17 protein-coding genes are annotated in these 14,244 nt (G+C 66.3%); 7 read left to right on the forward strand and 10 right to left on the reverse strand.

The window, feature by feature from the left end; genetic code table 11:
- Positions 1-124 precede the first annotated feature (124 nt).
- From BU124_RS02610 to BU124_RS02630, 5 genes are all read left to right on the forward strand, one after another.
- Entirely contained in the window at positions 125-604 is a 480-nt protein-coding gene (locus BU124_RS02610; protein ID WP_084860887.1) for a GAF domain-containing protein, read from the forward strand.
- Positions 594-1,049: a pyridoxamine 5'-phosphate oxidase family protein gene (locus BU124_RS02615; RefSeq protein WP_084860888.1), complete on the forward strand. Its 456-nt coding sequence runs from the start codon at positions 594-596 to the stop codon at positions 1,047-1,049. The genes BU124_RS02610 and BU124_RS02615 overlap by 11 nt, the downstream gene beginning before the upstream one ends.
- Positions 1,046-1,933, forward strand: a complete 888-nt coding sequence (locus tag BU124_RS02620; RefSeq protein WP_084860889.1) for a homocysteine S-methyltransferase family protein — start codon at positions 1,046-1,048, stop codon at positions 1,931-1,933. Before BU124_RS02615 ends, BU124_RS02620 begins: the two co-directional genes overlap by 4 nt.
- A 65-nt stretch (positions 1,934-1,998) precedes the next feature.
- Positions 1,999-2,646 carry an RluA family pseudouridine synthase gene (locus BU124_RS02625; RefSeq protein WP_084860890.1) on the forward strand — a complete coding sequence of 216 codons (648 nt, stop codon included), beginning with the start codon at positions 1,999-2,001 and terminating at the stop codon, positions 2,644-2,646.
- Between the two features lie 124 nt (positions 2,647-2,770).
- Positions 2,771-3,424 carry a peroxiredoxin gene (locus BU124_RS02630; RefSeq protein ID WP_084860891.1) on the forward strand — a complete coding sequence of 218 codons (654 nt, stop codon included), beginning with the start codon at positions 2,771-2,773 and terminating at the stop codon, positions 3,422-3,424.
- Positions 3,425-3,592: 168 nt separating this feature from the next.
- Here BU124_RS02630 and BU124_RS02635 read toward each other — a convergent pair whose 3' ends face one another.
- From BU124_RS02635 to BU124_RS02650, 4 genes are all read right to left on the reverse strand, one after another.
- On the reverse strand, positions 3,593-4,435 hold the full coding sequence (locus BU124_RS02635) for a putative nucleotide-diphospho-sugar transferase (RefSeq protein WP_084860892.1): 843 nt from the start codon (positions 4,433-4,435) through the stop codon (positions 3,593-3,595).
- A 64-nt stretch (positions 4,436-4,499) separates the two neighbouring features.
- Positions 4,500-5,402, reverse strand: coding sequence for an ATP-grasp fold amidoligase family protein (locus BU124_RS02640; protein WP_179141852.1), 903 nt, complete (start codon positions 5,400-5,402; stop codon positions 4,500-4,502).
- 131 nt (positions 5,403-5,533) lie between these two features.
- Positions 5,534-7,666, reverse strand: a complete 2,133-nt coding sequence (gene pnp, locus BU124_RS02645) for a polyribonucleotide nucleotidyltransferase (protein WP_084860894.1) — start codon at positions 7,664-7,666, stop codon at positions 5,534-5,536.
- A 171-nt stretch (positions 7,667-7,837) separates the two neighbouring features.
- The gene (locus tag BU124_RS02650; RefSeq protein WP_084860895.1) at positions 7,838-8,806 is read right to left on the reverse strand and encodes an NAD(P)H-binding protein; all 969 of its coding nucleotides are present in this window, start codon (positions 8,804-8,806) and stop codon (positions 7,838-7,840) included.
- A 274-nt stretch (positions 8,807-9,080) separates the two neighbouring features.
- Here BU124_RS02650 and BU124_RS14725 point away from each other — a divergent pair, with 274 nt between their 5' ends.
- Positions 9,081-9,485: a DUF4189 domain-containing protein gene (locus tag BU124_RS14725; protein WP_179141853.1), complete on the forward strand. Its 405-nt coding sequence runs from the start codon at positions 9,081-9,083 to the stop codon at positions 9,483-9,485.
- Between the two features lie 54 nt (positions 9,486-9,539).
- On the forward strand, positions 9,540-9,974 hold the full coding sequence (locus BU124_RS02660; protein WP_179141854.1) for a DUF3592 domain-containing protein: 435 nt from the start codon (positions 9,540-9,542) through the stop codon (positions 9,972-9,974).
- 120 nt (positions 9,975-10,094) lie between these two features.
- Here BU124_RS02660 and rpsO read toward each other — a convergent pair whose 3' ends face one another.
- The 6 genes from rpsO to rbfA form a co-directional block, all read right to left on the reverse strand.
- Complete coding sequence (rpsO, locus tag BU124_RS02665; RefSeq protein ID WP_084860897.1) at positions 10,095-10,364, reverse strand: 30S ribosomal protein S15; 270 nt, start codon at positions 10,362-10,364, stop codon at positions 10,095-10,097.
- A 152-nt stretch (positions 10,365-10,516) separates the two neighbouring features.
- Positions 10,517-11,413, reverse strand: a complete 897-nt coding sequence (locus BU124_RS02670) for a calcium-binding protein (protein WP_084860898.1) — start codon at positions 11,411-11,413, stop codon at positions 10,517-10,519.
- A gap of 96 nt (positions 11,414-11,509) precedes the next feature.
- Positions 11,510-12,016 carry a DUF1643 domain-containing protein gene (locus tag BU124_RS02675; RefSeq protein WP_084860899.1) on the reverse strand — a complete coding sequence of 169 codons (507 nt, stop codon included), beginning with the start codon at positions 12,014-12,016 and terminating at the stop codon, positions 11,510-11,512.
- A 102-nt stretch (positions 12,017-12,118) separates the two neighbouring features.
- Positions 12,119-13,024, reverse strand: a complete 906-nt coding sequence (truB, locus tag BU124_RS02680) for a tRNA pseudouridine(55) synthase TruB (RefSeq protein WP_084860900.1) — start codon at positions 13,022-13,024, stop codon at positions 12,119-12,121.
- Positions 13,025-13,057: 33 nt separating this feature from the next.
- Positions 13,058-13,798 (reverse strand): phosphodiester glycosidase family protein, encoded by a 741-nt coding sequence (locus tag BU124_RS02685; protein WP_084860901.1) that lies wholly within the window; start codon positions 13,796-13,798, stop codon positions 13,058-13,060.
- A complete protein-coding gene (rbfA, locus tag BU124_RS02690) occupies positions 13,798-14,193 on the reverse strand; it encodes a 30S ribosome-binding factor RbfA (RefSeq protein ID WP_084860952.1) in 396 nt (131 codons plus the stop codon). Before rbfA ends, BU124_RS02685 begins: the two co-directional genes overlap by 1 nt.
- Between the last annotated feature and the right edge of the window lie 51 nt (positions 14,194-14,244).

Raw genomic sequence — 14,244 nt, forward strand, 5'->3', positions numbered from 1 at the left:
TACGAAATCCGCAGTGGCGCCGGACAGGGAGGAGCAGCATGCCGACAGGTGTCATCGCCGACGCGTCCGGCACGCTCCCGGGTGGTTTCCGGGGCGCAGGCACGACCATCGCGATGGATCGGCCATGACCGACTACGCCGCCCTGGCCCGGACCATCGACGCCCTGACCGAGGGCGAAAGCGATGACGTCGCCCTGATGGCCACCTTGGCCTGCGAGATCCACCATGCCGATGACCGCTTCGACTGGACGGGTTTCTACCGGGTGACCGCGCCGGGCCTGCTCAAGATCGGGCCTTATCAGGGCGGGCACGGCTGCCTGCAGATTCCCTTCGACAGGGGCGTCTGCGGCGCGGCGGCCCGGACCGGCGAGGTGCAGCTGGTCGCGGATGTCGAGGCCTTCGCGGGCCACATCGCTTGCTCCAGCGCGACCCGGTCGGAGCTTGTGCTGCCGGTGTTCGATCAAGCCGGACGTGTCATCGCGGTACTCGACATCGACAGCGACCAACCCGACGCCTTTACCGAGACCGACGCCCGTGAACTGGCCGCGATCTTGCGGTCCGTCTTCAGCGGGCCAGGACAGGGAGGACACCTGAGTGATAAATGACCATGTCCGCGACACGATCGATCGCTTCCCGCTGGGTTTCGTGGCCACTGTGACGCCGGGCGGTCGGCCGGCCGTCTCGCCCAAGGGCACCTTTCTCGTGCTCGATGACAAGACGGTCGCCTTCGGTGACATCCGCTCGCCCGGGACGGTGACGAACCTGGCGGCCAACCCCGAGTGCGAGGTCAACTTCGTCAACATCCTGACCCGTAAGGGGGCCCGCCTGCGCGGGCAGGCACGGATGCTGCGCCGGGGCACCGACGCGTTCGAGGCCCTGATCAGCCGCTGGCACGCCACATGGCCCGATCTGGCCGACCGGATCGGCACGCTTGTCGTGATCGACGTCGCGGCGGTCAAGCCGCTGACCACGCCGCCCTATGACGACGGCGCCAGCGAGGAGGAGATGATCGCCGCCTACAAGGCCAAGCTCGCGGGCATGTATCCATGAAGGTCACGCTGCTCGATGGCGGCATCGGCCATGAGTTGGTCAAGCGCGCGGGCGACAGCCCCACGCCGCTCTGGTCCACGCAGGCGATGATGGACAATCCCGGCCTGCTGGAGGCGATCCACCGCGACTATTTCGACGCGGGCGCCACTATCGCCACGGCCAATACCTATGCCGTCCTGCGGGACAGGCTGGTGAAAGACGGCATCGAGGATCGCTTCGCGTCGCTTCAATCCGCCGCGCTGGCCGAGGCCCGTGCCGCCGCCCGGGGCCGGGGCCGTGTCGCCGGGGCCATCGGGCCGCTGGTAGCGACCTACCGCCCGGAGACCCATCCGCCCCACACGCAAGCCGTGCCGCAGTATGCCGAGGTCGCGCGTCTGATGGCCGACCGGGTGGACCTGATCCTGTGCGAAACCGTCGCCTCGCTCACCCACGCGCGGGCGATCCTCAAGGGCGCGCTGGCGGCGGGCAAACCCGTCTGGGTCAGTTTCACCGTAGATGACGAGGACGGCAGCCGCCTGCGCTCGGGCGAGCGGGTGGCCGAGGCCGCCCGCGCCGTCGCCGATGGCGGCGCGGATGCGATCCTGGCCAATTGCGCCGCCCCCGAGGCGATGCCGGCCGCGCTCGACGCCATCGCTCCCACGGGCCTACCCTACGGAGCCTACGGCAATGCCTTTACGCGGCTCACCAAGGATTTCCTGCGCGATGCCCCGACCGCGGACAGCCAGACGCCACGCCGCGACATGGGGCCGGATACCTACGCCGGCCACGCGCTGTCCTGGCTGGATCACGGCGCGACGATCCTGGGCGGCTGTTGCGAGACCGGCCCGGCGCATATCGCAGAGATCGCCCGCCGCCTGCGCGCGGCCGGCCATCAGATCGTCTGAGCCGGGCCATGAAACGGGGGACGGCCGGCTTGCGCCCGGGCGGGTCTTGGGCCACGCAGGCGCGCATGAGCGACACCTATGCCCCGCCCGACACGCCGCTGGCGATCGTCCACGACGACCACGAGATCTTGCTGGTGGACAAGCCCGCCGGCCTGCTGTCGGTGCCGGGAAAGGGGCCGCACCTGGCCGACTGTTTGCTGGCGCGGGTGATGGAGGCCTTTCCCCAGGCGTTGCTGGTGCACCGGCTGGACCGCGATACCTCGGGCCTGATGGTCTTTGCGCTGACGCCCCATGCCCAGCGTCACCTCGGCCAGCAGTTCGAGAAACGCCGCGTGAAGAAAACCTATATCGCCCGCGTCGCCGGGCGGCTGACGCCGCGCACCGGCACCGTCGACCTGCCGCTGATCGTGGACTGGCCCAACCGCCCGCGGCAGATGGTGGACCACGTCACCGGCAAGCCGGCGGTGACCGACTGGCGCGTGATGCGCGCGAGCGAGTCTGAGAGCCGCGTGCGGCTGATGCCGCGGACCGGGCGCAGCCACCAGTTGCGCGTCCACATGCAGGCGCTGGGCCACCCGATCCTGGGCGATCCGTTCTATGCCGAGGGCGCGGCGCGGGCGCATCCGCGCCTGATGCTACATTCCGAGGCGCTGCAATTGCGCCATCCCGACGGCGGGCGCGGCGTCCGGTTCCGCGCGACATGCCCGTTCTGAGGGGCCCGGCCCGTGCCGCAGGCCGCGACACCCTGTCACTGTCCCACGGGGGCTGGTATCCTTGGAATCATTATATATGTAGACCTTGTAATGATTTGAAACCGCAACGGAAGGAGCCCGACCAATGGCCCTGCGCATAAACGACGCGATCCCCAACCTGACCGTCGAAACGGACATGGGCAGCTTTGCCCTGCACGACTACTTCGGTGACAGCTGGGGGATCATCTTCTCGCATCCCAAGGATTTCACCCCGGTCTGCACCACCGAGTTCGGCGCCGTGGCCCAACTGGCCGACGAATGGGACAAGCGCGGCACCAAGGTGCTCGGTGTCTCCGTCGACGCCGTGGCCGAGCACAAGCAGTGGAAGGCCGACATCGAGGGCCACGCCAGCGCCAAGGCGGGCTTCCCCATCGTGGCCGACACAGACCTGGAGCTTTCCAAGGCCTTCGACATGCTGCCCGCCGAGGCCTATCTGCCCGATGGTCGCACGCCGGCCGATACCGCCTCGGTGCGGTCGGTCTTCATCATCAGCCCCGACAAGAAGGTGCAGCTGATGATGACCTACCCGATGTCGGTGGGCCGCAACTTCGCCGAGGTGCTGCGCGCGCTGGACGGGTTGCAGGCGACCTATGGCACCCCGATCGCCACGCCGGCCAACTGGGAAAAGGGCCAGGACGTCATCGCCGCCCTGTCGCTTGACGATACCCAGGCGAAAGAGAAATTCGGCGATATGCGGGTCGAACTGCCCTACCTGCGCTGGGTCAAGGAACCGGGCTGAGCCTCCGGCGCAGCCGCCCCGGGGCTTGCCCGGGGCGGTGACACATTTAACGGCCAGATCTTATTTAGCCTATGACGGTCAATACTCGAGACCGCAAGTCACACGTGTCGCCAGTGCTCGCCCCTGGCGTAACTTCTTGATAAGTCTGCTCCGCGGGGAAGGCAGGCATCATAGCAACCGGCGAAGCCAGTGCATGAAAATATCGCGGACCAGGCGCAGGCGTCTAATCCAGATCTCTCGACCATTTGGAAAATGCGGCTCTCGACCGGCCATACGTGCAAGACTCCGGTCGGCTGCAACCATTACCGGGAGTTTTGACGCGATGAGCGGTCCCACCAAACACTCAACATTGCCGATTTTGGATTTGTTCGCTGTGAAATGCTTGTGAAGTCTGGGGCTGTGGATAATGCGCGGCGCGGCATGTCGCGTTCGCCAAAGGCGTAAAACTTTAAAGCGCATCAGGTTGTATTCTCTAGGCAGCGTTGCAACGCGCAGATCGCTGTCCCAGATCAATTCACGCAACACTGATTGATCCCGTTTGAATTCTTCCCGACGGACAGTCTCGCTCCAGTGCTGAAGCAGCTTCGTAACCTCAGCATTACGCCGAAACGCAACCACACCAGAATTGAACTGCGGAAAGGTGTTTGGTAATGACTTGCTCCAAAATGAGTGACATGCAACGCTGTTTCTTGAGCTATCATGCGCCATAGCGATATCAAAGCGATCGAGTACGTCGAAAATATCGCGAATATCGGCGATTACAAAAAGGTCCGCGTCGAGAAAAAGCGTTTTGTCGAAACGGCTTGCCACCATTGCGTCGATCTTCGACCGCCGCCAGGGATCTTCGAGTTGGTGAATGCGATCGAAAACCGGCATGTTCACCTGTTGGTCCGTGAACAGATCTACCGCTAGCCCCGGACAGCTATCCTTGAGGGATTGAGCAGCACGCTCGGCCAAGTCTGTGTAATTTTTGCCAGTCGTGGCGAAGATGGCACCAATCGTTTTACTCATTGGCTTTATCTCTCGATCGTCCCGCGGCAGTGTCGGATATTAATTGGGCAGCTATCATCCTTTCTTAGTCGCTTTGGCGCGTAGTTTTCGGATCAGGCAGCGTCCAGAATGTGCCGCGTTTCCGATGGTAACTTGCCGGGTCCAGCACGACCAACCCGCTTCCAGTGAGCAAGGTCATCTCACCAATATAGAATCGGTCCGGCGTACACATGAAATCCACTCGGACGAAATCGAGGCCCGCGGACAGAACTTCGCCGATCTTAATCATCTCACCCAGCGCGGGGGGCGGCCGGGCATCTCGATTCATGGCCAGGCCCTTCTGTCGGACATCCTGCGGCTTTGATGAAGCGTCCATGAAGGTCAGACATCTGGTACCATTTATCGTCTCAATGATCATGTAATCAGTCATCTGTCCATCGAAGAAACTTATCTTGACGTCGACGAGCTGTTCGGGCGCCGCCACCCGCGCTTCGGCGAGAATGGCTCTTGGTGTTTTGGTGTAGATCCACTCATGGTCTTTTATCCGATAATGGGTCATCAGCCATTTGCGCATCAAGGCCCGCGTCGCCTGCTGATCGAGTTGCGAGGCATCCTCGACGATCAGGTTCATGCCGGAGCCGTGCGTGGCCTTGAGGACGAATTGTGCAGGTAATTCCGAAAAATCGATTGCACTCGGATCCTCGGCAAATTGCAACAACGGGACCAGCAGATCCTGCGCTCGACCCTTGCCCAACCTGTCGGCGACATAGGCGCGGACGAGGTACTTGTTACTCAACGTTGGAAAAATCGGGTTGGCGTCGCGCAGTTTGCGCCACTGGATCTTTTCGGAAAAGGTCTGCGGGTTTTCCAGGTTCAGTGGATACCCATGGCGCCTGAAAAAACGTCGCTTGAGCCGTGGCGCGCCAATCGCCCAGTCAACATGTGCCAGTACGAGTTTGCACTGCTGATCAAGCCAATAGGTCCACATCGTGTGCTTTTCTCGAAAGGTCAGGGACAGCCTTGCGCCATGTGGCATGGCGGCGCGAGCCAGACATCTTCGTACTCCAGAGAGAGGAAAAAGATGGGCCAGGATTGTCTCGCGCCGCCGCTGGGGAAGGATCAGCCTGCGGCGGGTTCGCTGGCCACTTCCTCGCCGGTCTCCTGGTCGACGACCTTCATCGACAGGCGGACCTTGCCGCGGTCGTCGAAGCCCATCAGCTTGACCCAGACCTCTTGGCCCTCCTGGAGCACATCCGACGGATGGTTCAGGCGGCGGTTCTCGATCTGGCTGACGTGGACCAGCCCGTCGCGCTTGCCGAAGAAGTTCACGAAGGCCCCGAAATCGACGATCTTGACGACGGTGCCCTTGTAGATGTGGCCCTCTTCGGGTTCGGCCACGATCGAGTGGATCATGTCGTAGGCCTTCTTGATGGCCTCGCCGTTGGGCGAGGCGATCTTGATGATGCCCTCGTCGTTGACGTCGACCTTGGCGCCCGAGACCTCAACGATCTCGCGGATCACCTTGCCGCCCGAGCCGATCACTTCGCGGATCTTGTCGGTGGGCACCTGCATCGTCTCGATGCGCGGCGCGTGGACCGAGAAATCGCTGGCCTCGGACAGGGCCTTGCCCATCTCGCCGAGGATGTGCATCCGGCCCTGCTTGGCCTGGGCCAGTGCCTTTTGCATGATCTCGGGGGTGATCCCGGCGACCTTGATGTCCATCTGCAGCGAGGTGATGCCGTCTTCGGTGCCCGCGACCTTGAAGTCCATGTCACCGAGGTGGTCCTCGTCGCCGAGGATATCGGTCAGGATGGCGTAGTCGCCATCGTCTTCCAGCACCAGGCCCATGGCCACACCCGCGACCGGCGCCTTGAGCGGCACGCCCGCGTCCATCATCGACAAAGACCCGCCACAGACCGAGGCCATGGAGGACGAGCCATTCGATTCGGTGATCTCCGACACAAGGCGGATGGTATAGGGGAAATCGGTCGGCGCGGGCAGGACGGCCTGCAGCGCGCGCCAGGCCAGCTTGCCGTGGCCGACCTCACGCCGTCCCGGGGGGCCGACGCGGCCCGCTTCCCCGACCGAGTAGGGCGGGAAGTTGTAGTGCAGCAGGAAGTTCGACTTGTAGGTACCTTCCAGCGCGTCGATCATCTGTTCGTCGTCGCCGGTGCCCAGCGTGGTCACCACCAGGCCCTGCGTCTCGCCGCGCGTGAACAGCGCCGAGCCGTGGGTTCGCGGCAGGAGGCCGGTTTCGCAGACGATGTCGCGAACCTCGTCGAGCTTGCGCCCGTCGATGCGCTTGCCCTCCTTGACGACGGCACCGCGCAGGACGACCGATTCCAGCTTCTTGAGCGCGGCGCCGAGGTTGGGGTCTTCCTGCTGGTCTTCTGACAGGCCCTCGATGATTTCGGCCTTGACGGCCGCCACGGCACTGGTGCGCTCCTGCTTGTCGAGGATCGCGTAGGCCTCGCGCATCTTGTCCTCGCCCGCGGCGGCCACGATGGCGTAGAGGTCCGCGTAATCCGGCGGGGTGAAATCGAAGGGCTCCTTGGCGGCGTCCTCGGCCAGGTCGATGATCGTGTCGATTACGGGCTGGATCTGCGCGTGCGCGAAATTGACGGCACCCAGCATCTCGTCCTCGGTCAGCTCATAGGCCTCGGACTCGACCATCATGACCGCCTCTTTGGTGCCCGCGACGACCAGGTCGAGGCGCTGCTCGGGGTTGTCGCGCAGCTTGTGCATGTCGTCGAGTTCGGGGTTGAGGATGTACTCGCCATCCTCGTAGCCCACGCGGCAGCCGGCGATCGGCCCCATGAAGGGCGCACCGGAAATCGTCAGCGCGGCGCTGGCGGCGATCATGGCCACCATGTCAGGGTCGTTGACGAGGTCATGGCTCAGCACCGTGCACATGACGAGGGTTTCGTTCTTGAACCCGGGCACGAAGAGCGGGCGGATCGGGCGGTCGATCAGGCGCGCGGTCAGGGTTTCCTTCTCGGTCGGACGGGCCTCGCGCTTGAAAAAGCCGCCCGGCACCTTGCCGGCGGCGTAGTATTTTTCCTGGTAGTGGACCGTCAGCGGGAAGAAATCCATGCCCGGCTTGGGTTCCTTGGCATAGGTCACGGCGGCCATGACCGAGGTTTCCCCGAGGGTGGCGATGACGCAGCCGTCGGCCTGGCGGGCGATCTTGCCCGTTTCCAGTGTCAGCGTTTCCTCGCCCCACTGGATCGATTTTTTCACTTCTTTGAACATCTGTCGTTTCCTGTCTGAGGGCGCGCCCGGCGGTCCGGGTCCCTCGTGTCATTGGCGGCCCCATTGCCGCCGACCCCTCTCATCATCTCATGCGCCGGGGTCCAGAGCGTCACGTTTCAGATGCCCCGGCTGATACAGCAAAAGCGGGCCCCTGAAAAGCACGCGATGGGGTCAGAACACGGCGTGATCGCCCCGGTCGTCCTTGGCACGGCCGGCGAGGAGGTCGGCGTAGTGATCCCGCAGGTGATGCGTGCCGAACGACGGGGTGGCCTGTGCGTCGGGGTGGCCGGTCGCCGGGTCCAGCGCCAGCATCGACTCGGTGGCGTAATAATGCCCGGTGCGGGCAAATTCCGCCCGGTCGGCCATGCGCGGCGAGACCCGGCCCAGCACGCCAAGGCCGCCTGCGATGCCGCTCAGGACGCGGGGCGAGATCGCGCGATACCGCGGTGTCTGGCCGGTCAGGTCGAACAGAATCTCGCCCATGTCGCGCGGCGTCAGGGCCGGCCCCGGCCCGCCGATGGGCAGCGTTCGGTTGCGCAGGTCCGGTTCGGTCACGCAATGGGCGAGATAGGCCGCGAGGTCATCGTCATGAATCGGCTTGCAGGCGGTCAGGCGCCCGTCCCCGAAGATCAGGTAGGGCTTGCCGTCGCGCACCCGCATCACCTGCCCGGACAGTGATTTGAAAAAGGCCGTGGGCCGGACGATCGTGTGGTCCAGCGGGGCGGCGGCCAGCGCGCGCTCGAAGGCCAGCTTGGCGTGTTGAAAGGCCAGACGCGGTTTCTGAACGCAGAGCGCCGACAGCAGGATCATGTGCCCGATGCCGGCCGCCTGCGCGGCCGACAGCAGGTCCATGTGGGCGCGGTAATCGACCGCCCAAGCATCACTAGGGGCGCCGGTGCGCGAGGCAAGGCAGGACAGCACCACATCGAACCTGTCATCACGCAGCCCGTCGCTGCGGATCGAGCGTGGATCGGTCGGGTCGCCCTCGCGCAGGGTTATGCCGGGCAGCAGGGCGGCCCCGTCGGGGCGGTGCCGGATCAGCGCCGTGACACGGTGGCCGGCCTGCCGCAGGGCGCGGGCGGTGGCCCGGCCGATGGTGCCGGTCGCGCCGACAAGGAAGACATTTCGGGGCTCGACCATGCCTCAAGGTCTACGTCATTACCCCGCCGCGGCACAAACCCGCTTGTCGCCGCACTGCGCCCTCGCGAGGCCGCGGTCCGATCGTCCGGTGCAGGGGGCCGGGCCGATCGCGGGCCTTGGCTCGGGCCCCGGTCGTCTGTTACCCGGCCCCAAGGTCCCAAGTCCACGCTCGGCGCCGCGGGACGGCGCACGGCGGACCATTGGGCTCTGGCGCGATGGGCGGAAAGACTCCCACCACCACGCCGCGGTTGCAACCTTTTCAAAGGAGGCAGAGATGAGACCCGTTTTTCAAACCCCGCATGGCAAGGCCGGCCTGGTCGTTGCAGGGCTTGCCCTCGTCGCGGGCATCGTCGGTGAGGCCGGTCCGGCGCGCGCACAGGACAGCGGCGACTACATGGCCTTTGCGCTCGACATGCAGGGCACCTGGGGCCACGGCCGCGGTGCCACCGTTCAGGACGCCCAGCGGACCGCGCTGAACAACTGCGCCAGCGGTGATTGCCGCATCGCCGAACGCCCGGTGCAGACGCGCTGCCAGGCGCTCGCCGACTACCGCGATGGGGGCTACTGGTTCGGCGTCGGGGCCGCGGAGACGAACGACCAGGCCGTTGCCTTTGCCGCGCAGCACTGCTTCGGGGCCGCGCCTGGTATGTGCACGGTGCGCTACAGCTACTGCAAGTGACACAGGCTTCCGGGGGGCATGCCCCCCCGGTTGGTCCATTTCGGTGCGGCGGACATGGCAAGCGGCAACATGACAGCCCGCGATTTCCTCTGGCTCGTCCCGGCGGGGATCGCGCTGATCGTCCTCATGAGCTGGCGCGCCGCCGACGAGGCGCGCATCGCCCGTGACGGTCTGCGCCTGCAGGCGCGGATCGAGGCCCTGCACGCAGACATGATCGGCACCGATTCGGCCCATTTCTCGGCCGATTACAGCTTCGATCTGGCGGGACAGACACACCACGCGCGCGGTGTGACGATCGGCGCCAACAACCACGATGACTGGTCCGTGGGCGACACGATCGAGGTCTGGGTGATGCCCGACGCCCCCTCCCGGACCGGTGTGGTCAACCGTTCCAACATGGCGCCCGTCCGGGTGGGCCGGTTGCTGGGCGGCCTGCTGATCGCCGGCGGGCTGATCGGGTTCGCATGGCGACGGCGCAGCCCCGGCTGACCAGGCGGCTTCAGCGGGCGCACGGTGGGATCGGCGTGTCAGCGCGGACCCGTCAGTGGCCCCGACGCAAAACGCCCGCGCAGTTCTGCACGGGCGTTTACGATGGTCATCGCGGCAGGTTCAGCGGCGGATGCCGAGCCGCTTGATGAGGTCGCGATAGCGGGCCTCTTCCTTGCCGCGCAGGTAGTCCAGCAGCTTGCGGCGCTGGGCCACCATCTTGAGAAGGCCACGGCGGCCGTGGTTGTCCTTCTTGTGGGTCTTGAAGTGTTCGGTCAGCGTGCTGATGCGCGAGGTCAGGATCGCGATCTGCACCTCGGGCGATCCGGTGTCGCCCTCTTTCGTGGCGAATTCCTTCAAAATCCGGGATTTCTCTTCGGCGGTAATCGACATCGGGATCTCCTGTTCAAGAATGTGTCAAGGCGCAAGCCGGGATGTCGTCCAGACAAGGCCCATGGAGGGGCGGGGTCGGGTGCCGGGCACCCGACCATCGCTGGGGCGCGTATAGGCGCGACCGCGGTGCTTTGCAAAGGGATTCGGCGGGCCTACGCGGGCTGGACCGTGATGGCGTCGAGGTCGACAGCGTCCATCCCCCGCAGCAGGGCCAGCGGCTCGCCGTCGGCCAGAACGACGACACCCTCGTCCGTCACGGTGCTGGACAGCGTCGTCTCGGGCCCGCTGGTGTGCAGGATCAGGCTGTCCTCGGCGGGGTTGTAATCCATGACGGTCACATCCGTGCCCATGATCTCGAGGGTATCACTGCCGCTGCCGCCATCCAGGACATCGCCGTCGCCGCCGGTCACGTGATCCTGCCCGGCCCCGCCGTTGAGATAGTCGCGTGCGGCGGTCTGCTCGTCGGCGACACCGTCGACGCGATCGTCCCCGTCGCCACCATGCAGGACATCCTCGCCCGCGCCGCCGATCAGGGTGTCACCGTCGAAGCCACCCAGCAGGGAATCCGCGCCGCCGCCGCCGTGCAGCACATCCGCGCCCGCGCCGCCGGTCAGCGCGTCATCGCCACCACCGCCGTCGAGCCAGTCATCGCCGAGATCGCCGAAAAGCGCATCCGCGCCGTCGCCGCCCGACAGATCGTCGGCACCGTCGTGACCGTGCAGCGAATCCGCGCCCTGTCCGCCCTCGATCGTGTCGTCGCCTTCGCGGCCGTCGATGTAGTCGTCGCCCCCGAGGCCGGTGATCGAGTCGCTGCCATCACCGCCATAGAGCTCGTCCGCGCCATCGCCGCCCTCGATTGGCGGTGCCGGGGGGGCGGCAACCTCGTGCTCCGGGTCAGGTGCCCCGTCGGTATCGGCGCCCTCGTCGGTGCCGGTCTGCCACGGCATGTCGACAAACGCCGAACCGGCCAGCGCGATCCCCATGAGACCCAGCAAGGAAAACATGCCCGAACCCTTTCGCAGGAAACCGGTTTCCACGATCCCGGCCATTCACCGTCGCGACATCGCGTCGCAATCTTCGCAAATCTTCTAACATTTTTTCGCAAGCCGGGAGTGGCCAAAGTGAACACAGGGTTAATCCGGGGATCACGTCCAGGGTTCGGGGGTCCGCGTGTAGGCGATGTACAAGGGATGCCGCGGATGGCCGTGCTTGGTCAGCCCCAGGTGCTCGAGCGGCGCCCCGGTGGCCCGCAGAAGCGCCTCGACCGCGGCGCCGCGGGCGAGATGGGCGCCGTGGCTGCCCCAGGCGCAGATGACCCGGTCGGCCCAGTCCGCGCCCGCGCGGATGGCCGTGTCGTTTTCCGGCCCCACCGGATCGGGCGCGGCGCGCATCTTCCTCGGGTCGGTGTCGCGCCAGGCGAAGATGTTGGTCACGCGAAAGCCGCCGAAGCCCAGCGTGCGGGCCCGTCGCTCGCAGCGTTCAACGGTGGGGTCGTTCTGCACCTCGGTTGCCGTCGAAGGGTTGAGCATGACGAACAGCGCCCTTTCGCCCGCCGGATCCCAGACGCGGGTGAGGGCATAACGATAGCGTTCGCAATCGGAATAGACCGCGGTGGAGGGCGCATCGCCCTTGGTGTGAGTGCGGGTGATCATGGCCCTGATTTTGCCGCGTTGAGCCGCAGAAGGGAAGGGCGGGCCGCCGGACGCCGCTGTTTGCCGGGCCAGCCCGGCAAATGCGCCCCGCCCGCCGCCCCGTCAGCCGCGCACGAAAACCCGCGCGGGGTGCAATTCGCCGGCCTTGAACACGCCGACGGCAATCGCCTCGTCGCCGTGGGCGGCCCAGCATTCGTCGCCGTACTCCACGTCGCCGATGACCATCGCCGGGTTGCCGTTGCGCAGCCGCGCGATGCTGGCTTCGGGGCAGTGGACGCGGGGCAGTTCGTCGAGCCCGTCTTCCAGCGGGCGCAGGTATTCGTCCAGCTCCCTCGACTTGGCCTTTTCGTCCAGCAGGTCCATGCCGACCCCGTCCTCGGCCACGAATGGGCCGGACCAGGTCCGGCGCAGGTCGGTGACGTGGCCGAGACAGCCCAGCGCCTGCCCGAGGTCGCGAGCGATGGCGCGGACGTAGCCGCCCTTGCCGCAGGTCATTTCCAGCACCGCGTGGTCGGCATCGGGGCGATCGACCAGCAACAGTTCCTCGACCCAGAGCGGCCGGGCGGCGATCTCGAAATCCTCGCCGTCGCGGGCGCGCTTGTAGGCGCGCTGCCCGTCGATCTTGACGGCGGAATAGGCGGGCGGGACCTGGAGGATCTCGCCGACGAAGCTGCCCAGCGCCTGCTTGATCGCGGCATCGGTCGGGCGCGCATCGCGGGCCCCGGTCACTTCGCCCTCGGCGTCGTCAGTATTGGTGGCCTGCCCCAGCCGCACCGTGAAGGTATAGCCCTTGAGCGCATCGGTGATGTAGGGAACGGTCTTCGTTGCCTCGCCAAGGGCGACGGCCAGCACGCCGGTTGCCGCCGGGTCGAGCGTGCCGGCATGGCCGGCCTTTTTCGCGTCGAAGGCCCACCGTACCTTGTTCACCACGGCGGTCGAGGTGATCCCGGCGGGTTTGTCGACCACCAGCCAGCCGGAAATGTCGCGGCCCTTGCGTTTGCGCCCCATGGCACGCCTCCGATCCCGATGAGAGCGCGCGGATTAGTCCGCGCTGCCGTCGCCGTCAACCGGGGCGAGGACGCCGACGATCGGCCCCATCCGCAGGCCGAAATCGCTGCGCCCCAGTTGTGGCGCGTGCAGGCGGCTGACCTTGCCGTCGAGATAGAGCGCGTTCCCAAGGCCGAGCCGGTCGCGAAACAGCGTGGCGAAATCGTGGAAATTGACCGGCGCCTGCGAAATGGCGAAGACCGCGCGATCGCCGCTTGCGCTGGTGCCGACGCCGTTGCGGATGTGCCGCGAGGTGCCGTCGGGGATCAGCCGCGGGTGCAGCGCGCCGTTGCGCACCAGCAGGGGGCCGGACTGGGTGGCGTGGCGGCAGGCGGGGCGGTCGGCCTGGTAGGCGCGGGTCTCGATCACGCGGGCGCGGTCGCGGGTGATGCAGAACACGCCGTTGGGCAGCAGGCCGAAGTTGCCCGGCCCCGGGCCCTCGATCACGCGCGTTTCCTCCTGCCCGTCCTCGATGAAATGGCCAACGGGGCGGCGGTCGTCGTGGTACATGCCGGCGTTCATGGCAAAGGCGAGGGGGCGGCCCGCGTGCCGTTCGACCGCTCGGAAACTGCCGAGGATGTCGCCCACGTCATCGCGCAGGAACAGGCGCAGTTCGTCGCGGGCCGGGTCCACCTCGCAGACGGTGAAGGCCTGGTTCAGGTGGGTGACCTCGCGGCAGTCCACCGCCGCCAGCGGGCCGGCCCAGAGCATCAGCAGGCCCAGCAGCCCGCGCATCAGTCGTCGAGGTCCCGGCGCACCTTCTCGTCGGCGAATATCTCGCGGGTGCGGTCCATGCGTTCGAATGTGTCGTCCACGCGGAAGCGCAACTCAGGCACGTTCTTGAGTGTGAGCTGCTTGCCCAGGACGTGGCGCAGCTCGCCCTGGTGCCGCGCCAGGCCCTGCACCGCCGCCTCGGCGCCGTCGCCGCCCAGCGGCAGGACATAGGCGGTGGCGACGCGCAGATCGGGGCTGACCCGGACCTCACCCACGGTGATCGACAGGCGCGTCAGGTCGGGGTCGTGCAATTCGCCGCGCATCAGCACGTCGGACAGGGTCCGCCGGATCAGTTCGCCGACGCGCAGCTGCCGCTGCGACGGACCGGACTCGCCTTGTAACTTGTTCTTTGCCATGTCGCCCATGTAAGGGGTCGGCAAAGGGATGCCAAGCGCAGTGGCAGCCGC

It is taken from the genome of Salibaculum halophilum, from assembly GCF_002094885.1.
In the GTDB taxonomy this organism is placed as follows: Bacteria; Pseudomonadota; Alphaproteobacteria; order Rhodobacterales; family Rhodobacteraceae; genus Salibaculum; species Salibaculum halophilum.